This is a genomic window from Comamonas endophytica (assembly GCF_023634805.2).
Lineage (GTDB): Bacteria > Pseudomonadota > Gammaproteobacteria > Burkholderiales > Burkholderiaceae_C > Comamonas > Comamonas endophytica.
Window position 1 is genome coordinate 2,666,840 of the sequence record NZ_CP106881.1, and the last position, 20,669, is coordinate 2,687,508.

General features: G+C 68.9%; 20 protein-coding genes. 7 read left to right on the forward strand and 13 right to left on the reverse strand.

Annotated elements, in window-relative coordinates; translation table 11 throughout:
* The first annotated feature begins 2 nt into the window (after positions 1 to 2).
* Together cobI and cobJ are read left to right on the forward strand one after the other, a co-directional pair.
* A complete protein-coding gene (gene cobI, locus M9799_RS12105) occupies positions 3 to 740 on the forward strand; it encodes a precorrin-2 C(20)-methyltransferase (protein ID WP_231041929.1) in 738 nt (245 codons plus the stop codon).
* 10 nt (positions 741 to 750) lie between these two features.
* Complete coding sequence (cobJ, locus tag M9799_RS12110; RefSeq protein WP_231041930.1) at positions 751 to 1,509, forward strand: precorrin-3B C(17)-methyltransferase; 759 nt, start codon at positions 751 to 753, stop codon at positions 1,507 to 1,509.
* 4 nt (positions 1,510 to 1,513) lie between these two features.
* Here cobJ and M9799_RS12115 read toward each other — a convergent pair whose 3' ends face one another.
* Positions 1,514 to 2,260 (reverse strand): cobalt-precorrin-6A reductase, encoded by a 747-nt coding sequence (locus tag M9799_RS12115; protein WP_231041931.1) that lies wholly within the window; start codon positions 2,258 to 2,260, stop codon positions 1,514 to 1,516.
* Here M9799_RS12115 and cbiE point away from each other — a divergent pair.
* The 4 genes from cbiE to cobF are packed head-to-tail and all read left to right on the forward strand — an operon-like array spanning position 2,259 to position 5,423.
* Positions 2,259 to 3,440 carry a precorrin-6y C5,15-methyltransferase (decarboxylating) subunit CbiE gene (gene cbiE, locus M9799_RS12120; RefSeq protein ID WP_231041932.1) on the forward strand — a complete coding sequence of 394 codons (1,182 nt, stop codon included), beginning with the start codon at positions 2,259 to 2,261 and terminating at the stop codon, positions 3,438 to 3,440. The genes M9799_RS12115 and cbiE overlap by 2 nt on opposite strands.
* Positions 3,437 to 3,871: a cobalamin biosynthesis protein gene (locus M9799_RS12125; RefSeq protein WP_231041933.1), complete on the forward strand. Its 435-nt coding sequence runs from the start codon at positions 3,437 to 3,439 to the stop codon at positions 3,869 to 3,871. Before cbiE ends, M9799_RS12125 begins: the two co-directional genes overlap by 4 nt.
* A complete protein-coding gene (cobM, locus tag M9799_RS12130) occupies positions 3,868 to 4,662 on the forward strand; it encodes a precorrin-4 C(11)-methyltransferase (protein WP_231041934.1) in 795 nt (264 codons plus the stop codon). The genes M9799_RS12125 and cobM overlap by 4 nt, the downstream gene beginning before the upstream one ends.
* Positions 4,662 to 5,423: a precorrin-6A synthase (deacetylating) gene (gene cobF / locus M9799_RS12135; RefSeq protein ID WP_231041935.1), complete on the forward strand. Its 762-nt coding sequence runs from the start codon at positions 4,662 to 4,664 to the stop codon at positions 5,421 to 5,423. Before cobM ends, cobF begins: the two co-directional genes overlap by 1 nt.
* Positions 5,424 to 5,430: 7 nt before the next feature.
* Here cobF and M9799_RS12140 read toward each other — a convergent pair whose 3' ends face one another.
* The gene (locus tag M9799_RS12140) at positions 5,431 to 5,721 is read right to left on the reverse strand and encodes a hypothetical protein (RefSeq protein ID WP_231041936.1); all 291 of its coding nucleotides are present in this window, start codon (positions 5,719 to 5,721) and stop codon (positions 5,431 to 5,433) included.
* 196 nt (positions 5,722 to 5,917) lie between these two features.
* Between M9799_RS12140 and M9799_RS12145 the strand changes: the two genes are divergently transcribed.
* On the forward strand, positions 5,918 to 8,338 hold the full coding sequence (locus M9799_RS12145; RefSeq protein WP_231041937.1) for a hybrid sensor histidine kinase/response regulator: 2,421 nt from the start codon (positions 5,918 to 5,920) through the stop codon (positions 8,336 to 8,338).
* Between the two features lie 29 nt (positions 8,339 to 8,367).
* On the opposite strand, the gene M9799_RS12150 is transcribed toward M9799_RS12145, so the two are convergent.
* The 11 genes from M9799_RS12150 to M9799_RS12200 all read right to left on the reverse strand — a co-directional run bounded on the left by M9799_RS12150 (position 8,368) and on the right by M9799_RS12200 (position 20,654).
* Complete coding sequence (locus tag M9799_RS12150) at positions 8,368 to 9,276, reverse strand: alpha/beta hydrolase (protein ID WP_231041938.1); 909 nt, start codon at positions 9,274 to 9,276, stop codon at positions 8,368 to 8,370.
* An 8-nt stretch (positions 9,277 to 9,284) separates the two neighbouring features.
* Positions 9,285 to 11,747 (reverse strand): TonB-dependent siderophore receptor, encoded by a 2,463-nt coding sequence (locus M9799_RS12155; RefSeq protein WP_231041939.1) that lies wholly within the window; start codon positions 11,745 to 11,747, stop codon positions 9,285 to 9,287.
* Between the two features lie 106 nt (positions 11,748 to 11,853).
* Positions 11,854 to 12,813, reverse strand: a complete 960-nt coding sequence (locus tag M9799_RS12160; RefSeq protein WP_231041940.1) for a FecR domain-containing protein — start codon at positions 12,811 to 12,813, stop codon at positions 11,854 to 11,856.
* On the reverse strand, positions 12,813 to 13,328 hold the full coding sequence (locus tag M9799_RS12165) for a sigma-70 family RNA polymerase sigma factor (RefSeq protein WP_231041941.1): 516 nt from the start codon (positions 13,326 to 13,328) through the stop codon (positions 12,813 to 12,815). The genes M9799_RS12160 and M9799_RS12165 overlap by 1 nt, the downstream gene beginning before the upstream one ends.
* 142 nt (positions 13,329 to 13,470) lie before the next feature.
* Positions 13,471 to 13,710: a hypothetical protein gene (locus M9799_RS12170; RefSeq protein WP_231041942.1), complete on the reverse strand. Its 240-nt coding sequence runs from the start codon at positions 13,708 to 13,710 to the stop codon at positions 13,471 to 13,473.
* A 304-nt stretch (positions 13,711 to 14,014) separates the two neighbouring features.
* Positions 14,015 to 14,809: an HpcH/HpaI aldolase/citrate lyase family protein gene (locus M9799_RS12175; RefSeq protein WP_231041943.1), complete on the reverse strand. Its 795-nt coding sequence runs from the start codon at positions 14,807 to 14,809 to the stop codon at positions 14,015 to 14,017.
* A gap of 43 nt (positions 14,810 to 14,852) precedes the next feature.
* Complete coding sequence (locus M9799_RS12180; RefSeq protein WP_231041944.1) at positions 14,853 to 16,049, reverse strand: MFS transporter; 1,197 nt, start codon at positions 16,047 to 16,049, stop codon at positions 14,853 to 14,855.
* Positions 16,046 to 16,834, reverse strand: a complete 789-nt coding sequence (locus M9799_RS12185) for a GntR family transcriptional regulator (protein WP_231041945.1) — start codon at positions 16,832 to 16,834, stop codon at positions 16,046 to 16,048. The genes M9799_RS12180 and M9799_RS12185 overlap by 4 nt, the downstream gene beginning before the upstream one ends.
* Before the next feature lie 11 nt (positions 16,835 to 16,845).
* Complete coding sequence (locus M9799_RS12190; RefSeq protein WP_231041946.1) at positions 16,846 to 18,084, reverse strand: CaiB/BaiF CoA transferase family protein; 1,239 nt, start codon at positions 18,082 to 18,084, stop codon at positions 16,846 to 16,848.
* A complete protein-coding gene (locus tag M9799_RS12195; RefSeq protein WP_231041947.1) occupies positions 18,081 to 19,250 on the reverse strand; it encodes an acyl-CoA dehydrogenase family protein in 1,170 nt (389 codons plus the stop codon). The genes M9799_RS12190 and M9799_RS12195 overlap by 4 nt, the downstream gene beginning before the upstream one ends.
* Before the next feature lie 12 nt (positions 19,251 to 19,262).
* Positions 19,263 to 20,654 carry an MmgE/PrpD family protein gene (locus M9799_RS12200; RefSeq protein ID WP_231041948.1) on the reverse strand — a complete coding sequence of 464 codons (1,392 nt, stop codon included), beginning with the start codon at positions 20,652 to 20,654 and terminating at the stop codon, positions 19,263 to 19,265.
* Positions 20,655 to 20,669 lie beyond the last annotated feature (15 nt).

Below are 20,669 nucleotides of genomic sequence, written 5' to 3' on the forward strand. Positions count from 1 at the left end.
GCATGAACCGCGGCAAGATCATCTGCGTCGGGCTGGGCCCGGGCGATCCCGAACTGATGAGCGTGAAGGCCGACCGGCTGCTGCGCAATGCGCGCCAGGTCGCCTATTTCCGCAAGCGCGGCCACCCGGGCAAGGCACGGCAGCTCGTGAACGGCATGCTGCATGCCGAAGTGACGGAGTACCCGATGGAGTACCCGCTCACGACCGAGATTCCGCACGACGACCCGCGCTACATCGCGCAGCTGTCGGATTTCTATCTCGACTGGCAGACGCGGCTGACGCAGCTGGCGCAGGGCGAAGACGTGATCGTGCTGTGCGAGGGTGACCCCTTTCTCTATGGCTCGTTCATGCACCTGTATGTGCGGCTGCGCCAGGCGGGGGCGGAGGTGGAGGTGCTGGCCGGCATTCCGGGCATGGTCGGCTGCTGGCATGCGACGGGCATTCCCGTCACCTGGGGCGACGATGTGCTGAGCGTGCTGCCGGCGACGCTGCCCGACGCGCCGCTGCGCGAGCACATTGCGCGCTCCGACGCGCTGGTCATCATGAAGGTCGGCCGCCACCTGGGGCGCATCCGCGCGCTGCTGGCCGAGCAGGGCAAGCTTGCGCAGGCCTGGCTGGTGATCAACGGCACCATGGCCGACCAGCAGGTCATGCCGCTGCATGCGGCGCCCGAGCGCTGTCCGTATTTCTCCATCGTGATCGTGCACGGCCAGGGCCGGCGCCCGGCCAATGACATGTGAGGCGCGACGCATGACGACTGGACGCCTGACTGTCGTGGGCCTGGGCCCCGGCGATGCCGCGCTGGTCACCGACCAGGTGCGCGCCAGCATTGCCGCGGCCACCGATGCCTTTGGCTATTTTCCCTATGTAGAGCGGCTGGCCGGCATGGATCATTTGCGGCTGCATGCCAGCGACAACCGCGAGGAACTCGGGCGCGCGCGGCAGGCGCTGGATCTGGCGGCCAGCGGGCGCCAGGTGCTGATGCTGTCCTCGGGCGACCCGGGGGTGTTCGCGATGGCCAGCGCGGTATTCGAGGTGCTGGACATGGCCACGCCGGAGCAGCGCCAGCGCTGGGCTGCGGTCGATATCGAGGTGCAGCCCGGCATCACCGCCATGCTGGCCGCGGCCGCGCGCCTGGGCGCGCCGCTGGGGCATGACTTCTGCACCATCAACCTGTCGGACAACCTCAAGCCGGCCGCCGTGATCGAGCGGCGCATCCGCCTGGCGGCGCAGGCGGATTTCGCCATGGCGTTCTACAACCCCTGCTCCAGGTCGCGGCCCGAGGGCTTCGCGCGCGCGCTGCGGGTGCTGCAGCAGGAGTGCGAGCCCGGGCGGCTGGTCTGCTTCGCGCGCAATGTCAGCCGGGCCGACGAGACGCTCGACGTGCTGCCGCTGGCGCAGGTGCAAGCCGATATGGCCGACATGCGCACGGTGGTGATCGTCGGCAGCAGCCTGACGCGCAGGGTGGGGCGCCATGTCTACACGCCGCGCAGCTATCCCGATGCTTGAACCCTCAGCGCTGGCCGGCCAGCCACTGCATGGCCTGCTGCGGCGTTTCGCAGCGCAGGCGCGCGGGCAGCTGCGGGCGGTCCACCATCACGACCGGAACGCCCAGTTCGCGCGCGGCCCCGATCTTGGCGTAGGTGTCGGCGCCGCCGGCGTTCTTGCTGACGATGCAGTCGATCGCATGGCGCTGCAGCAGGGCACGTTCGTCGGCCAGTGCGAACGGCCCGCGCGCGATCAGCAGTTCGTAGCTCGATGCGGGCAGGGGCAGGGGCTCGCCGGTCTTGTCGATGATGCGCAGCACGAAGCGCCGCGGCGCGGCCTGCGGTGCAAATGCCGCCAGCTGCTTGCGGCCGATGGCCAGAAACACACGCTGCATATGCGGGGCCAGTGCCTCGGCCGCGGCCGCCATGTCGGGCACATGCTGCCACTGGTCGCCGGGCTGGGCCTGCCAGGCCGGGCGCTCCATGGCCAGCAGGGGAATGCCCAGCGCTGCGCAGGCGCCGATGGCGTTGCGGCTCATCTGCGCGGCAAAGGGGTGGGTGGCGTCGATCACCTGCGTGATGCGCTGCTCCCGCAGATACTGCACCAACCCCTCGACGCCGCCAAAGCCGCCGACGCGCGTGGGCAGCGCCGGGGTGCGGCGCGTCTGCGTCACGCCCGCATAGGAATAGATGGCGCGCACGCCCGCGGCCTGCAGCAGCGTCGACAGAACATGGGCATCCAGCGTGCCCCCTAAGAGGAGAACCTGTGGCATGGCCGATGCGTGGCTTTCAATCATTGGTATTCATCCATCCGGCCTGGAGGCCCTGAGCGCCGCCGCCCGGCGCGATCTCGATGCGGCCAGCGTGGTGTTCGGCAGCCCGCGCCACCTCGCGCTGGCCGGGGTCGGCGCGCGCGGCCAGGCCTGGCCCGTGCCCTTCAGCGCCGCGCCGGTGCTGCAGCTGCGCCATCAGGCGCGCGTCGCGGTGCTGGTGTCGGGCGATCCCTTTCATTTCGGCGCGGGCACGTCGCTGGCCCGGCATCTTGCGCCCGGCGAGTGGCGCAACCATCCGCAGCCCTCGACATTCTCGTGGATTGCGGGCACCCTGGGCTGGCCGCAGGAGCAAACCCGTTGCCTGGGGCTGCATGCGCGCAGCTTCGAACATCTCACACCGCTGCTGGCGCCGGGGCAGCGCTTTATCTGCCTGCTGCGCGACGGCGCGGCGGCATCGGAGCTGGCCGCGTGGCTGCAGCAGCAGGGCTGGGGCGAGAGCCCGATGTGGCTGGTCTCGCAGGCCGGCAGCGATGCGCAGACGGTGCGCGAAGGCAGGGCGCAGGAGCTTGTGGGCGCTCGGGTAGAAGCCCCCGTGGCCGCGGCCTTCGACGCGCGCGGCGGCCAGGGCTTCGTGCAGGTGCCGGGCCGCTCCATCGACAGCTTTGCGCATGACGGCCAGATCACCAAGAGCCCCGTGCGCGCGATGACGCTGGCGGCGCTCGCGCCGCGCCGCGGCGAGCGGCTGTGGGATCTGGGCGCGGGTTCGGGTTCGGTGGCCGTCGAATGGTGCCTGGCGGGCGGCACGGCAGTGTGCGTGGAGCAGCATGCGGCGCGCGTCGCCAATATCGCGCAGAACGCCGCGCGCCACGCGGTGGATCTGCAGGTGCTGCAGGGCGACTCGCTGGCGCTGCTGCCCCGGCTCGGCCCCGCGCCGCAGGCGGTGTTCGTGGGCGGCGGCTTTGACCGCGCGCTGTTCGATGCGCTGTGCGCGCAACTGCAGGCACCCTGGCGCCTGGTGGTGAATGCCGTGGCGCTGGAAACCCAGGCGCTGCTGATGGCGCTGCACCGCACCTGCGGCGGGCAGCTGCTGCAGCTGCAGTGGAGCGAGGCGGTGCCGCTGGGCAGCATGCAATCGTGGCAGGCGGCACGGCCCGTCGTGCAGTGGGTGTGGCAGCGATGAGGCCGCTTTTCGCCGGCTGGGGCTGGCGCGCCGCGGCGCAGCGGCAATCCTTTGCCAGCTGCTGGGCACAGGCCTGCGCGCAGCCATCGCAGGGCGAATGGCATTTCGCGTTGCTGCAATCCAGGCGCGAGACCCCGGCTTGGCACGAGTTCGAGGCTTGGCGCAGCGCCGCGGTACCCGAGGCCGGTTGCAGTGCCTGGCCCGAAAACGCCATTGCGTCCATCGATACGCCTTCGGCATCGCCCCGCCTGGTGGCGCGCTTTGCCACCGGCAGCGTCTGCGAGGCGCTGGCGCTGCATGCCGCGCGCCAGCAGGGAGCGCAGGCCCATCTGCTGCTGCGACGCATCGTGTCGGCAGACCGGCTAGCCACGCTGGCCATCGCCGGCCTGGCGCTGCCGCAAGAATATTCAGAAACAGGAGTTCATCCGTGACAGTCCACTTCATTGGCGCCGGCCCGGGCGCCGCCGATCTCATCACCGTGCGCGGCCGGGACCTGCTGGCCGCGAGCCCGGTGTGCCTCTATGCCGGTTCGCTGGTGCCCACCGAACTGCTGGCGCACTGCCCGCCGGGCGCGCATCTGGTCGATACCGCGCCGCTGTCGCTCGAGAACATCGTTGCCGAAATGCGTGAAGCCCATGCCAGGGGCCAGGACGTGGCGCGCCTGCATTCGGGCGACCTGAGCATCTGGTCGGCGATGGGCGAGCAGCTGCGCTGCCTGCGCGAGGAGGGCATTCCCTATACCGTGACGCCCGGCGTGCCCTCGTTCAGCGCCGCCGCGGCGGCGCTGGGCGCGGAGCTGACGCTGCCCGGGTCGTGCCAGTCGGTGGTGCTCACGCGCACCTCGGGGCGCGCGTCGAGCATGCCCGGCGGCGAGACCCTGGCGGCCTTTGCCGCCACCGGCGCGGTGCTGGCCATCCACCTGTCGGTGCATGTGGCCGATCAGGTGCAGCGCGAGCTGCTGGACCACTATGGCGCGGACTGCCCGGCGGCCATCGTCTGGCGCGCCTCGTGGCCCGATGAAGTGATCGTGCGCACGCGTGTCGGCGGGATTGCGGCGGCCGCGCAGGGCAATGCACTGCAGCGCAGCGCGCTGATACTGGTCGGCTCCACGCTGAGCCAGGAGGGCTTCGGCCTGAGCCGCCTCTACGCCAACGACTACGACCGGCGCTACCGCCCGCGCGGCGAGGCGCCGCGGTTTCCAACGGCCGGCGAGGGCCTCTGATGCTGGAGCTGTTCCTGGTCGGCATCGGCACCGGCAACCCCGATCACCTCACGCGCGAAGCCGAGAACGCGATCCGCAACGCCGATCTGGTGCTGCTGCCGCACAAGGAGGCGAACAAGGCCGAGCTGGCGCAGGTGCGCCTCACCATGCTGCAGCAGCTGGGCGTGGGCGACGAGCGCATCGCGCATTTCGAGATGCCCCAGCGGCGCCAGCAGGGAGACGACTATGGCCAGCAGGTCGATGAATGGCACGACGCCATCGCCCGGCGCTGGCAGGCCAGCCTGAGCGCGCATCTGCCCGCGGGCACGGGACGCGTGGCGCTGCTGGTCTGGGGCGACCCGGCGCTCTACGACAGCACCCTGCGCATTGCCGCGCGCCTGGGGCTGGCTGCGGCGCAGGTGCGCGTCGTGCCGGGCATCAGCTCGATGCAGGTGCTGTGCAGCGCGCATGGCATCGCGCTCAATGAGATCGGCGCGCCCTTTCTGGTCACGACGGGCCGCCAGCTGCGCGACCAGGGCTGGCCCGAGTGCATCGGCACGCTGGTGGTGATGCTGGACGGGCAGTGCTCCTATGAGCAGGTGCACCTGCCCGATGTGGAAATCTATTGGGGCGCCTATCTGGGCATGCCGCAGCAGATCCTGCTGCACGGCCGGCTGCCGCAGGCGGCGGCCGAGATCAGCGCCCGGCGCGCGCAGGCGCGCCAGGAGCATGGCTGGATCATGGATATCTATCTGTTGCGCCGCCCGGGCACGGGCTGTTGAGCGGCTGTCAATGGGGCCGCTTGGCGCGGGCGCCAAGCCAGCGCAGCGCCACCCAGAACGCCGCGCCCAGCCCGGCGCCGGTGATCAGCACCACCTTGGCGGCGGTGGCGAAGCCCTCGAAATACCAGGCGATGGCGCCGCCCAGCGGCAGCGTCATGGCGCAGGTGATGCCGATCATCAGCAAAATGAAGCCGTTGGCGCCGTCGATGCGGCGCACGATGCCGTTGTATTCGATCCAGGTGGCGGCCGCGATGAGCGCAGCCAAGACACCTGCCCAGAGCGCCCAGTAGATTTGCATGCCTGGATTCTAGGGGGTCCCGCAGCCGCCGTACGCTCGCTTGTGGCCGCCGGCCTTGCTGTAGGCACGGATGCCCTTTGCGCGAGGGCAGTGCACGGGGCAAGCGCTAAGGGTTTACATCCATGGATAATCCGGTTCAATGCCCGCGAGATGTCATGGGACGCGCCGGCCCTTCATGCCCCCCAGGAGTCTGTGCATGTATGAACGTCTGCGCGCCACCGAGCGCGCCCTTGAAGTGATCACCAAGTTCCACGAGGTGGCGATCTACTGCGCGCGCCAGTCCAGCAACCGGCACGATTGCCTGCAGCGCGTGCTCGAGGCCGCCACCACCCTGGCCTATGCCGGCGCCGGCAGCCTGCATGTCTTCGGTGCGCAACGCGACACTCCCGAGTTCCTGGACTGCCAGCTCGACGCCGCTGCCGCCGCGCTGCTGCGCTCGCCGTGTGCCAGGGACGCGGCGGCCCTTGCCGCGGCCGCCCTGCAGCAATCCCACCTGCATACCCCCCGGCTCGACGGCCTGGACGAGGCTCCTGCCGCACATCGGCCATGGCTCGAGCTGCTGCGCGAGGCCGGGCTGCAGTCGGTGGTGTCGCTGCCCCTGCGTACCCGCACGGGCGAACTGCTGGGCATGCTGGCGCTGTTCTATCCCTGGACCGCCATGCCCGGCGAGGCCGAAATCGGCATCCTGCAGCTGCTGGCGCACCAGGCGGGCGACTACCTGGAGCGCCAGGACTACCACAGAGCCGTGGCCGAGAACGAGGAACGCCTGCGGCTCTTTCTCGGGGCCACCTCGGAGGTCGTCTACTGCATGGGCCCGGACTGGAGCGAGATCCGGCACCTGCAGGGGCGCGGCTTCCTGCCCGACGTGCATGCGCCCACCGACCACTGGATGGGCCGGTACATCCCGGATCAGGACCAGCCCGCGGTGCGGCAGGCCATCCGCGAGGCGGTGGAGCAAAAGAGCGTCTTCGAGATGGAGCACCCGGTGATCCGCGTCGACGGCAGCATGGGCTGGGCGCATTCGCGCGCCATGCCGGTGCTCGATGCCGACGGCGAAGTGGTCGAATGGTTCGGCGCGGCCAGCGACATCACGGCGCGCAAGGAGGCCGAACAGGCGTTGCGCCTGAGCCAGCAGCGCTACCACACGCTCTTCGACTCCATCGACGAGGGCTACTGCGTCATCCGCATGGAGTTCGATGCCGAAGGCAAGGGCAGCGACTACATCTTCCTGGAGGTCAACCAGGCATTCGAGCGGCACACCGGCATCCAGGACGCCGTGGGACGCTCGATGCGTGCCATCGCGCCGGAGCACGAAGAATGGTGGTTCGAGGTATATGGCGAGATCGCCAAGACCGGCGAATCGCGCCGCTTCGAGTTCCCCGCCGAGGCGCTCAACCGCTATTACGACGTCTATGCCTTTCGCATCGGCGCGCCCGGGGAGCACCAGGTGGCGGTGCTGTTCAAGGACATCTCGGAGCGCCAGCGCTTCGAGCTCGAGCAGCGCCAGGCGAGCCAGCGCAAGGATGAATTCCTCGCCATCCTCGCGCACGAGCTGCGCAACCCGCTGGCGCCGGTGCGCAGTGGCCTGAACGTGCTGCAGCTGTCGCAGGGGGACCCCGCCACCGTGGCCAGGCTGCTGCCGATGCTGCAGCGCCAGGTCGACCACATGGTGCGCCTGGTCGATGACCTGCTCGAGGTCTCGCGCATCTCCGGCGGCAAGGTCGAGCTGCGGCCCGAACCGGTGGAGCTGGCCGCGGCGCTGCATGGCGCGGTCGATACCTGCAGGCCGCTGCTGGACGCGCGCCACCACCGTCTGGTGCTGGACCTGCCGGGCGAAGTCCTGAGGGTGCATGCCGATCCGGTGCGCCTGTCCCAGATCATCGCCAACCTGCTGAACAACGCCGCCAAATACACCGACCAGGGCGGGCGCATCTGCCTGCGCGCCGAGCGCGACGGCAACGATGCGCTGATCGTCGTCGAGGACAACGGCCGGGGCATTTCCCAGGACATGCTGCCGCGCATCTTCGACCTCTTCGCCCAGGCGGCGCAGACCTCCAACATGGCGCAGGGCGGCATCGGCATCGGCCTGACGCTGGTGCGCGGCCTGGTCGAGATGCAGGGTGGAAGCGTGGAGGCCCAAAGCGCCGGCCCGGGGCAGGGCAGCGTGTTCACCGTGCGCCTGCCGCTGCTGCTGGCGCCCGCGCTGCCCGAGCCGCCAGCCCCGTTCCTGGGGCCGGCTGACGTGCCCGCGCTGGAGCGCAGACGCGTGCTGGTGGTGGACGACAACGTCGATGCCGCCGAGGGCCTGAGCATGTTGCTGGACCTGCTGGGCATGGAGGTGCGCACTGCGCATGACGGCGCTTCGGGCTTGAAGGCCGCTGCCGAATTCACTCCCGGCCTGGTCCTGCTGGACATCGGCATGCCCGACATGGACGGCTACGAGCTGGCACGCCGCCTGCGCGCGGCCCATGGCGCGCAGTGCCCCACCCTGGTGGTGGTCAGCGGCTGGGGCCAGCCCGAGGACCGCCAGCGTTCCATGGACGCCGGCGTGGACGCGCATCTGGTCAAGCCGGTGGGGCTGGAACAGCTGCAGGAGGTGCTCAAGCTGGTGCAGTGAGCCCGCGCCGGGCGCCCTGCACGGGGCCTTCAGCGCAGCTCGAAGGCAAACCGCAGCGTGTCGTTGACCGACTGCGCGGGCACGCTGGCATGCACCTCTTCGGGGTAGCGGCGCAGGCGCACGCGCAGGCCCCAGCCCGACAGGCGCTCGAGCCGGTCTGCCAGCAGCCGCCCCGATTCCGGGTCGCCATCGGCATCGCGGTCGCCCACGACCACCATCAGGCGGCTGGTCCTGGCGATCTTTCCCGCCATCATCCTCTCGGTGAACGCGCGCTCGTCATCGAGGATGTTCTGCGCATTCCACTCCATCGACGGGCTGGCCGCGACGATGGCCTGGAAGGCCTCGGGACGCTCGTAGAGCGCATACAGCGCGAACAGCCCGCCAAAGGAGTGGCCGAACAGCGACTGTCGCTCGGGGTTGACGGGATGGCGCCGCGCGATCTCGGCGCGCAGCGGCCCGGTCATGAAGTCCAGGAACTCCTTGCGCGCGCCGCTCCCGTACTTCGCGAAGGCCCGGGTTTCGGGCGGCGGCGGATCGCGCAGCTGCGCCGTGTAGTCGTTCATGCGGCGCACGTCCCAGGCCTTGTCCCCGGGGTAGCCGACGCCGACCACGATCGCCTTGCCCACCGGCAGGTATTCCTGCACCCAGCGCGCCTGCGCAAAGGAGCCGAAATAGGCGTTGCCGTCCAGCACGTACAGCACCGGATAACCGCCCTTGGGCGGCTCGCCGCCCGATGGGGCGGAGACGAAGATGCGGTACATCTCGCCGCTGGCGGAAGCCATGTCCCAGACCTGGGTCGAGGGCATGACGTAGCCGGGCGCGGCCGGCTGAGGCGTGGCCGGCTGAGGTGCGGCCGGCTGCGCCTCCTGCGCCCAGGCGCCGAAGGTGAGCGCTCCGGCAAGAAGCGCCGCGGCCACGGCCCTGGTGTTCCTCATCATGGCCGCCATCAGAAGTCGTGCCGCAGGCTGGCCGTGAACTTGCGCGGCTCGCCGTAGGGCGCGTACTCGCGGCCGTAGAGATGGCGGTAGCTGCGGTCCGCCAGATTGCTGACCGCCAGGTTCAGCTGTGTCTGCGGCGTGATGCGGTATTTCGCCTGCAGGCCCAGCAGCACCAGCGAGCCCTGCTCGATGGTCCAGGCCGCCGCGCCCGTGCCGCCGCTCTTGTAGCTCCTGCCGGTGGCCGCGACATTGCCGCCCACCGACCATTGCGTGCCGGGCAGCTGGTAATTGGCCGCCACGCGCAAGCTGTGGCGCGGCTGCTCGGTGCGAAAGCGCTGGTCCTTTTGCGGGCCTTCGATATATTCCGCGCTGGTATAGGTGTAGCCGGCGGCGAGGTTGAGCCCGGGGCGGATCTGCCCGTTCACACCCAGGTCCAGCCCCTGGCTCACCACCTTGCCGGCGGCGGTGTAGCAGCGTCCGCCGCAGGCATTGCTGGGGTTGTTCGGCACCGAATCGTCCACCACCGCCAGGCCCGATTGCGCCAGGTGGAACACGGCAGCGGACACATTCAGGCGCTTGTCCAGCAGCTCGCCCTTGACGCCCAGCTCGTAGTTCTTGCCCGTCACGGGCTGCAGCACTTCACCGTCCTTGCTGCGGTTGGCCTGCGGATTCATGATGTCCGAGTAGCTGGCATAGGCCGAGTACTGCGCGTTGATGTCGTAGACCAGCCCCGCATAGGGCGTGACCTCGCCGGTCTCCTGGGGCGACACGGCGCCGGTGACGACGTTGGTGCGCCGGTAGTCGCTCACGCGCACGCCGGTGATCAGCTTGAGCGCGTCCGTCAGGCTCCAGCGCGCCACGCCGTACATGCCCAGGTTCCGGGTCTTGGTATGGGCGCGCGAGGGCGTGCCGCCCCGGATCGGTCCCAGCGCCGCGGGATCGAAGGTGTTGACATTGATGGGCGTCGCGCCGGAGTAGCCGGTGCCGTTGTTCTCGTCGCGCACGCTGGTGCCGTTGAGGCCCACCGTCAGCTCATGCCTGCGTCCCAGCAGCTCGAAGGGGCCGGAGGCATACACGTCCACGACGTTGCTGTGCAGCACCGAGAAATAATCGGTCTGGCGGCTGCCGATGGACAGGCCGGCGCCGGTGGCGGGGTTCAGCCCGCCCGAGAGGCTGCTGAAGTGGTGGATGTCGTTGTCGGTCTTCTGCCAGGAGTAGTTGGCCTTGAGGCTCCACTCGTCGCCCAGCTGCTGCGTCAGGCCCACGGTGTAGATCGTGTAGTCGCGGACCGAGCGGTGGTCGGCATCGCCCCAGAACGACGACCGGGACAATCCCGCATCGCTGCCATTGGCCGCGAACGGCACGCCGAAATGCCCGCGGCTCTCGTCCTTTTGCGTCAGCACGCTGGCGCTGAGCGTGGTGGTGGACGTCAGGTCCGCCTCGACGATGCCGTAGAGCGCCTGCCGGTCGCGGTAGACATAGTCGGTGAAGGAGTCGCTCTTGTCCGCCAGCGCCACCAGGCGGCCGCGCACGTGGCCCGACTCCGTCAGCGGGGTCGACACATCGCCGACCACGCGGCGTTCGTTCCACGATCCCACCTGCACCTCGGCCTGCGCCTGGAAGCTGCTGGTGGGGCGCTTGAGCACCATGTTGACGGTGCCGCCCGGGCTGCCGGCGCCGGTCAGCAGCCCGGCCGCGCCCTGCAGCACCTCGACGCGGTCCACGAAGGCCGTGTCATACAGCGGCGAGCGGTTGCCGCTGTCGATGCCGGCAGGCGTGTTCATGCCGTCGACCTGGGCCTGCAGGCTGAAGCCGCGGCTGTAGAAATTGCTGCCGATGCTGCCGCCGTCCAATGCAAAAACGCCGCTCACCGCGCGCAGCGCGTCGTCCACCGTGGTCAGGCCGGCATCGTCCAGCTGCTCGCGCGTGATCACCGTGAGGGTCTGCGGCGTCTCGCGCTGCGACAGGTTCAGCTTGCTGCTGGTGCTGGAGCTGCGCGCCGCGTAGCTGCCGCTGCCTTCGGTGGTGCCGCTGGGCACTGCCGCGGCGGTGACGGTGACGGCATCCAGCGTGGTGGTGGATGCAACGGGCGTGGCCGAGCGGCGCAGCACATAGCCGGTCTGGCCTTGCCGGACGGCCTCGTAGCCGCTGCCGCGCAGCAGCTGCGCGAAGCCCTCGGCCTCGGTGTAGCGGCCCTGCAGCCCGGCGCTGCGCCGATCGGCGAGCAGGGCCGGCTCGAAGACCAGCTGCACGCCGGTGGCCGCGGCGTATTGCGCCAGCACGTCGGACAGCGGGCCTGCCGCGATGGCATGGTGCTGCGCGCCGGCGGAGGGCTCGGCTGCCAGCGCCGCGGGCGCGGCCAGCGTCATGCCGATGGCGGCGCTGCCCAGTGCGGCGCGCAGGGCGCCGGTGAGGATGGCCAGCGCAAAGCGCTCGCTGGGCCAGGGGCTGCGTTGTTGCAGGGGTCTCATTGCTTCTCGTCCTTGTGATTGGGGATGCCGGCCTTTGCTTTCGAAGTGCCGTTGCCATGTACACCGGACGAGAGCGCAAAAGTGATCACCCCCGGCGCAAATATTCCTACTGGCGCGGCCCCACGCCGATGGCGCCCCCAGCCAGGAACATGATGCGTACCGGCAGCGACTGCGCCAGCAGCGCCAGGCTGGCGTCGGTGTCCTTGAGCGACAGCGCGCCCGACACCCGCAGCCCGGCCACGGCCGGGGCGCAGTGCACGGCGCCGCTGCGAAAGCGCGCCAGCTCGGCCACCACGTCGGCCAGGCGCATGTTCCTGGCCAGCAGCATGCCGCGCTCCCACAGCGCGGCGCTGGGCTCCACCGCCGTGAAGGCGCCGATATCGCCGGCACCGAAGTCCGCGGCCTGGCCTGCGGGAACCATTGCGGCCCCGCCTTGAACCGTCTTGATGGCCACCGCATGCTCGAAGACCGCAACCCGCGTGCTGCGCTGGTCGAGCTGGCGCACGCTGAAGCGCGTGCCCAGCGCCCGCAGCGTGCCCTGGCGGGTCTGCACCAGGAACGGCCGGTGGCTGGGCGATGGGTCCGCATGCGTGGTGACGAGGATCTCGCCCGCCAGAAGCCGCACGCGCCGCGCCTCGCCGGTGAAGCGGATGGCCACCGCGCTGGCCGTGTTCAGCGTCAGCTGCGAGCCGTCCGGCAGGGCGAGCGTGCGCTGCTCGCCGGTGGCCGTGACCTGGTCCGCCATCCAGTCGCGCCAGTACAGCTCCTTCCATGCGAGCCAGCCGGCCGGCGCCGCGACCAGCAGCGCGCCCAGCAGGCCCAGGCTCTTGCGCCGGTCCGGCCGCGGCCGGCTGGCCAGCGCCTTCCTGCAGACTTCCGGCGGCACCTGCGCGAAGGCTCCAAGCATCGCCTGCGCCCGGCTCCAGGCCGCGCCATGCGCGCCGCTTTGCGCGTGCCAGCGGTGAAACGCGGCCATGTCCTGCGCCGAAGGCTTCTCATAGTGCAGGGCGATCAGCCAGTCCGCGGCCTCGCCCAGCAGGATCTGGTCCTTGGCGGCTTCGGCCATCACAGGGCGCTCATGCAGGTGACCAGGGCCTTGTGGATATGGCGGCGTACCGTGATCACCGGCATGGCCATCTGCCCGGCTATCTGCTGCAGCGTCAGGCCATCGAGCTGCGCCAGCAGGAATATTTCGCGTGTGCGCGGCGCCAGCCCTGCCAGCAGCCGGTCGATCTGCAGCAGGGCCTCGACGACCAGCATCTGCGTTTCGGGCGAGGGTGCATGCGCCTGGGGAAGATGGGCGATCGCCTCCAGATACGCGCGCTCGAGCTCGCGCCTGCGCCACAGATCGATCACCAGTCCCTTGGCCACATGGGTGAGGAATGCGCGCGGCTCATCGCCCAGCGCCGCCCCGCGCGAGGACGCCAGCAGCTTCAGGAAGGTGTCATGCGCCAGATCCGCCGCATCGCCCGCATCCCCCAGACGGCGCCTCAGCCAGGACAGCAGCCAGGAGTGGTGATTGTTGTATAGCGCTTCGATCGGTGAAGCGGATCCGGGGAAGGCCATGCGGTCCTGCGCCATTGCGCAGTTGGGTTAATGATTGAGAATCAATCTCAATTATATTCAATTGTAAAGATTCATGAAGTGCATTGCTTCCTTGTGTTGTCCTCGTGCCACCGCCGGTATCTCTTCCCGCGCTGGCATCGCCCTCCTGTGAATCGCGCTAATGCAGTTCCCGCCAGGAAACGCGCCGCGCCGGCTTGACGATGGGCGCGCCGCCCAGGCCCGTGCCGTCCCTGACCTGGGTTGCATTGCCGCTGGTCCGCACCAGGATCTTGGGCGCGCCCTTGGCGTTCGTGGCCAAGCCGAAGCCGACGATCAGCGTGCTGTCGCTGAACAGTTCGCCATGCGTGCCCCTGCCGGACAGGCCAAACGAATACAGCCAGGAGGCGCTGCCGGACACGCATTGGTTTCCGCTGGGCAAGATGGACGCTGCCAGAAGCCGTGGCCCGTCCCACTCCATCGGCGTCGCGATGCGTTCGCCTCCCGTGGGAAGAACACGGCGCTGCATAGTGGCGCAGGCATTCGTCGGCCCGTGCCAGGCATGCAAGGGGGAAAGACAGCCGCCGATCCCTGGAAGAGAGGCGGTGTGCTGCGCGTGCACGGGGATGCGAAACGATGCAGGCGCGTGTGCCTTGCCGCCCGAAGGGATGGTCCGGCTCAGGCGGAGACTGTGTCTGGTGGCAATTGGCCTGGGTGGCAGCCGCTCACTCCGCCAGAATGCTTTGCGCCAGCAGTATCACGGGCTTGTCGACCAGCTTGCCGTCGACCGCAATGGCGCCTGCCTGGCCCTTTTCCAGTGCCTGCAGAACCTTGCGGGCCCACTGGATTTCCTGCTCGCTGGGCGCGAAGCCCTCGTGAACGGCAGTGATCTGGCCCGGGTGGATGCACAGTTTCGCGCCGAATCCCCATTTCCTGGACCGCAGGACATCGGCCCTGAGCCGTTCCTGGTCGTTGATGGCAAGGGACACCCCGTCGATGGGCGCCAGCAGGCCCGCGCGCCTGGAATGCAGGACCAGAAGGGTGCGCACGGCATCGAGTTCCGCACCGTCGCCCTGAATGCCGGAATCCGCCATGAAATCCACGGAGCCAAAGGCCAGGCGCTCCACGCAGGGACCTTGGGAGATCGCCTGGATGTTGAACCAGCCTTCCACCGTCTCGATCAGTGGCAGCAGGGTCTGGCCGGGTTGCAGCAGGGAGGCCAGCTGCTGCAGCTGGCCGGGATCCTCGGATTTGGGGAGCATGACGCCGCGGACACTGGCATGCTTCAGAAGCTCGCGATCGGGCATGTGCCATGGCGTGCCGAATGCATTGATGCGCACGTAGACCGGTCTGCCCGCGCCGGCCAGCCATTCGGCCACCTTCTGCCGCGCGGCATCCTTGCGCTCGGGCTGGACCGCATCCTCCAGGTCCAGGATGACGGCGTGCGCTCCCGTGTCCAGGGCTTTTTCAAAGCGATCGGGGCGGTCGCCGGGCACGAATAGGTAGCTGCGGTCTGGCATCTTGTCTCCTTGGATGGCTTGGGGCGTGGGCGTGCCGCCCTTTTCATGGGGTCTGAACCGCTGGCGCCGCGCGGCGCCTCCTGACCAGGCTCAGCGCGCACAGCAGCGTGGGCACGGCCAGCGCCGCATAGGCGGCGCGGTAGCTGCCCGCGATCTCGGCGATGGCGCCGAAGACCGGGGGCCCCAGCACCACGCCCAGGAAGGTGATCGCCAGCGCGCCGCCCGTGGCCACTCCCGCCAGGCCAGCCGGTGCCTGGCGCGCGACCTCGGCCAGGTACACGCCGTTCCAGCCAATGGCCGTCATGCCGAAGACCACCAGCACCAGCAGGATGAGCCAGGAGGGCAGGCTGGGGCCCAGCGCGGCCGTGGCCAGTGCCGCGGCGGCCATGAGGACGGCCAACCCGGCGAGCATCGGCAGGGCGCCCGTCCATCGGTCGGCGACTCCTCCCCAGAGCACGCGGCCGAACATGCCGCCGACCTGTGCGAAGGAGAGCGCGGCGCCTGCCGCCACCAGGCCATAGCCCAGCGTCAGGTTCAGGTAGGTGGCCAGATACGTGGTCAGCGAGAGCTGCACCATCGAGAACATGAAGGAGCAGGCGGCAAGCCTGCGCAGGGCAGGGTGCTGCAAGACCAGGCGGATGGGGTCCGCCAGATTCCCGAAACCCAGGCGCTGGCCCGGGTCCCGGTCGTCATCGAGGCTCTTGCACAGCGGCTGGGCCAGCGCGATGCAGCCCAGGCAGGCTGCCGCCACGCACAGCAATGCGGCCTGCCAGCCGATTTGCACCGCCAGCGACGGCACGACGGCTCCCGCCAGGACGCCGCCCAGCGGCACGCCGGTCTGCTTGACCGAGAACACCAGCGACATGTGCTGCTGGCTGGTGGTTTTCGCCAGCAGGTGGGAGCTGGCCGGAGTGATCGGGCCATACCCCAGGCCGATCAGGAAGGCGCCCACGACCATGGCCGGCAGATGGGGCAGCATGCACAGCGCCAGCCCGGCGGCGCAAAGCAGCAACCCCAGCTGGCTGACCCGGATGGCGCCCCATCGCTTCACGGCAGTGCCCGCAGCCAGGCTGGCCGCCATGGCGCCTATGTAGACGATCGCCACGTAGAGGCCGACCAGGGCGGGCTTGACGTTCAGGGTCTGGGCCACCTCGATCGCCATCACCGGCAGCGTCAGCAGTGCCATCGCCACCATCGCCTGGATGGCAAGGGTAATGGCCAGGGGCAGCCAGCTCTTCATGGCTGCTGGGTGGCTTTGTTGGCTGGAACACCCCACTCGCGGCGCAAGACGGTGGTGTAGCTGAAGCGGTCCGCGGGATGCACGCTGACCGCTGCCTCGACCAGCTTGTTGAGGCGGTTGCGGTAGCGCCGCGTCACCTGCAGGCCGGCGCTTCCCGCTTCGGCGCCCAGGGCGTCGGCCTGTTCCCGGGTCAGAAGCACCGCCTGGATTTCCTGCTGGACCTCGGTGATCACCTCACCGAACTGCTGCTCGATGGCTGCATGCACCGCACCCTTCAAGGGGCCCACGAGCCCTTGCACCGAGCGGAATGCAGGGTGGATCCAGAGCTGGGTGACAGAGATCGGCGGCGATTGCATGTCGGTATGGCGCACGCCCCGCAGGTGCAGCCACATCTCTCCCGGGGTTCCTTCGACCAGTTGCGCCAGCTGGTGATCGATGGCGACCTCGGCATGGCTTTCGATGACCAGGGTGGTTTCGTTGGCGTACTGGTACAGGTCGCTGACCTCGGCCACGCTGTGCCTGTAGCCCGTGACCACCTTGGTCGCCTGGACGATGCTGCCCAGGCGGGGTTGCCTGACCACCAGTCCCAGATCCACCAGCCGCTTCACGGCTTCGCGCGCGGTGGAGCGGCTGACGCCGAATTGTTCGCACAGCTCGAACTCGGTGGGCAACTGCTTGCCCACGGGGTAGCGGCCGCTCTCGATATCGCGCAGCAGCGTCTGCGCAAGCTGCACATAGCGAGGTTGGCTGCGCAGAACGACGGCGGAGCTGGAAATGGATGGCAAGGCGGTGGATGTCATATGACGGAACTGTCGCGCAATCGCGTGATGGCCTGGGCGTCGTAGCCCATCTTCTGCAGGATTTCCTCGGTATCGGCGCCCATGTCGGGAGCCGGTCTCGTGGGGTGTTCGCCAGCGCGCACCGGAGAGGCCACCATGCGGATCGGGCCGCTGCCGTGCTGGAATTCCAGCACGCGCTCCTGCTCCTGCACGAACCCGCTGTCGAGCGCCTGCTGCACGTCATAGACGGGCGCCGCGGGCACCTTGCCGGCAAACACCTTCATCCATTCCTCGGTCGTGCGTTGCTGCAGCGCTTCGTCCAGTTCCCGGGTCAGCTGATCGCGGTTGGCAAGGCGCTCCTTGAAGCCCTTGTACTGCGCGGAGCCGATCCACTCCGGTTTGCCTATGCATTCGGCCAGCACGTCGAAGAATTTCTCCTTGTTGCACATCAGGAAGATCCAGCCGTCCTGCGTCTTGTAGAGCTGGCTCGGAGTCAGCGATGGATGGCTGGAGCGCTGCTCGCGCTGGATGGCGACACCGGCATTGAGGTACCAGGTGGCGACATAGGCCAGATTATGCAGTGCGACGTCGAAGAGGCTCACATCGATGTCGCGCCCGACGCCCGAGGCGCGCGCGCCGACGATGCCGGCCAGCAGGCCCATGGCGGCGGTGGTGCCGGTCATCAGATCGATGATGGACAGGCCCATGCGCGCCGGCGGGCCGTCGGGCTCGCCGGTCAGCGACAGGTAGCCGGCCTCTGCCTGCATCAGGTAGTCATAGCCGGGCCAGGCCGCGCGCGAGCCGGTGCGGCCGTAGGCCGACAGGTGGGCGCAGACCAGCTGCGGGTTGGCGGCCTTCAGGTGCTCGTAGGTCAGGCCCAGTTTCGCCGGCAGGTCGCCGCGCAGGTTGTTGAACACCACGTCCGCATTCGCGGCCAGGCGTTGCAGCACGGCGATGCCCTCGGGCTTCTTCAGGTCGAGCGTGATGCTCTTCTTGTTGCGGTTGAAGGATTGGTAGAAGTGGCTGTCGCCCGGCCCGAAGTAATGCGGGCCGACGCTGCGCCCCACATCGCCGCCATCCTTGGGGTTCTCGATCTTGATGACCTCGGCGCCCAGGTCCGCCAGGTGCTGCGTGCCGAAGGGGCCGGCGCCGTACTGCTCGACGGCAATGATGCGCACCCCGGCCAGCGGGAGGGGGGCGGCATTCTTTTCGGCGGCCGCAGCCGCTTCCTTGAGGGAGGCATCGAAGGCATTCATACGGGGTTCCTCTCGATCAGCTGCTTGGCGATGATGATGCGCTGGAGTTCGTTCGTGCCCTCGCCGATCAGCAGCAAGGGGGCGTCGCGGTACAGGCGCTCGACGTTGTATTCCTTGGAGTATCCATAGCCGCCGAAGATGCGCATGGCTTCCAGGGCGTTCTCCTGGCCGGCCTCGGTGGCGAAGTATTTGGCCATGCCGGCTTCCATGTCGCAGCGTTCGCCACGGTCGAAGGCCTCGGCCGCCGCATACACCAGCAGCCGCGCCGCCTGCGTGCGGGTCGCCATCTCGCCGAGCTTGAGCTGGATCGCCTGGTGCTCCGCGATCGGCTTGCCGAAGGTCTTGCGCACCTGGGCGTAGGCCACCGCCTCGTCCAGTGCGGCTTGCGCGACGCCCAGGCCGCGCGCCGCCACGTTGATGCGGCCCAGCTCCAGGCCGCCCAGCACCTGCTGCAGGCCACGGCCTTCGATGCCGCCCACCAGGCGGTTGGCCGGCACGCGGTAGTTGTCGAAGTTCAGCGCGCAGGTGTCGATGCCGCGGTAGCCGAGCTTGGGCAGCTTCTTGCTGACGATGAAGCCTTCGCCCTTTTCGGCGATCAGCAGGCTCATGCCCTTATGGCGCGGCTGCGCCTGGGTATCGGTCTTGACCAGCAGCGCCAGGCAGTTGCCGTACATGCTGTTGGTGATCCACATCTTGCTGCCGTTGACGACATAGTGGTCGCCTTCGAGCTTCGCGGTGGTGCGGATGGCCTGCAGGTCGGTGCCGGCATCGGGTTCGGTCAGGCCGACGCCGCCGCGCAGCTCGCCGGTCGCGAAGCGCGGCAGGAACTCGCGTTTCTGCTCCTCGGTGCCGAAGCGCTGCACCGCCATCGCCATGATCAGGTGGGAATTGATGATGCCGGAAATCGACATCCAGACCGCGGACATGCGCTCGATGATCTTCGCGTAGGTGGTCGTGGACAACCCCAGGCCGCCGTATTCCGGATCGATGATGCAGCCGAACAGGCCCATTTCCTTCATCTTCTCCACGATCTCCGTGGGGTAGATGTCCTCTTGCTCCAGCCGGTGCACATGGGGTTTGACCTCGGACGCCAGGAAGCGGTCGAGCATTTCCAGGATCAGGGCTTCCTGTTCCAGGTCCTGGCTGATGGGGGGGCGTGCGTTCATTGGATGATCTCCTTATTTGGCCTTCTGGCCGAGCAGGGCGGCCAGGTGGACTGCCGTGGTTTTCTCGATGCCGAGCACCGCGTTGAGCACGTTGTCCGCATGGCTGCGGCTGACGGCGCGTGCCGCGTTCTCGTGGAACTTGGTGACGATGTCTTCGTTGCTGATGGGGCGGCCGGGGGCGCCGCGGTTGATGGGCTCCGCGTGCTGCAGGATGCGTCCGTCGGCGAGTTCGATGATGACCTCGCCGCCGAAATAGCGCGGGAAGTCGGCCTCGGGGTCCGGCACGCACTGCACCAGCGCCGCCAGCGCCAGGGTCTCGGGCTCCTGCCAGGCCTCGGGGTCCAGCGCATCGAGCGAGAAGCGGCCGAAGCGCAGGCCCGTCGCCACGGAATAGGGCACGCTGAACTGGGCCTCGTAGGCGTTGCTGGGGCGCTTCTTCTTCTCGTCGGGCTCGCACACGGCCTTCATGGCGCCTGGCGGCACCTTGGCCACGATGCGGGCGATGGGCGAGCCGTGCCACTGCTTCGACAGGATGCTGGCCGCATCCGCGAAGGCATGGGTGAAATGGCATGCGGGCACGGGTTTGATGGCCACGTTCATGGTTTCCCAGACACTTCCCAAGCCTGCCGTGATCATCGACAGGTCGCAGTTCTGGCTCAGCGCACCCAGATGGCTGGGGTAGAGGCCGAAGCGCCCTTCGTAGGCGGCGCGCGGGCCGACGAAACCGTGCTTGGCCATCGTGGCCGCCGTGATGCCCGAGGCCGCAGCCCAGCCCGGGTGCAGGCGCTTGGTCCAGGCGCCGTCTTCCAGGCACTCCAGGCTGCCCGAGGCCAGCGACAGCGCGACGCCCTGCGCATTCACCAGGGCATTGGCATCGAGGCCCAGCAGATTGGCGGCGCTGAAGGTGCAGCCGAAGGTGCCGATCAAGCCGGTGGGGTGGAAGCCTACCTGGTGGAACCCGCCCTTGGCCGCGGCGCCCATGCGCGTCGCGGTCTCCATGCCCAGCAGGTAGGCCTGCAGCACCGCCCGGCCATCGGCCTTCAGCCGCGTGGCAAGGCCCAGCGCCGAAGGCAGCACGGAGGTGGTCGCATGGATGACGCCGGCAGGGTGCGTGTCGTCGTAGTCGAGGCCGTGGATCAGGATGGCATTCATGACCACGGCGTCGCGCAGCGGCAGGTTCTGCCCGTAGCCGATGACGGGCACGTCGCCGCCATCGCCGGCCAGCTCGCGCAGGCCCGCCAGCGATTGCCGGGCGAAGTCCCACTGGGTGGATGCCAGGGAAATGCCGAAGGCATCGAGCATCAGATGCGTTGCCCGCGTGCGCACTTCACTGGGCACGGCTGCCAGATCGAAGCCCAGGGCGAAGTCCGCCAGGTGCTCCGAGATGCGGATGGTTTCAATCATTTGGGTATCGGATAC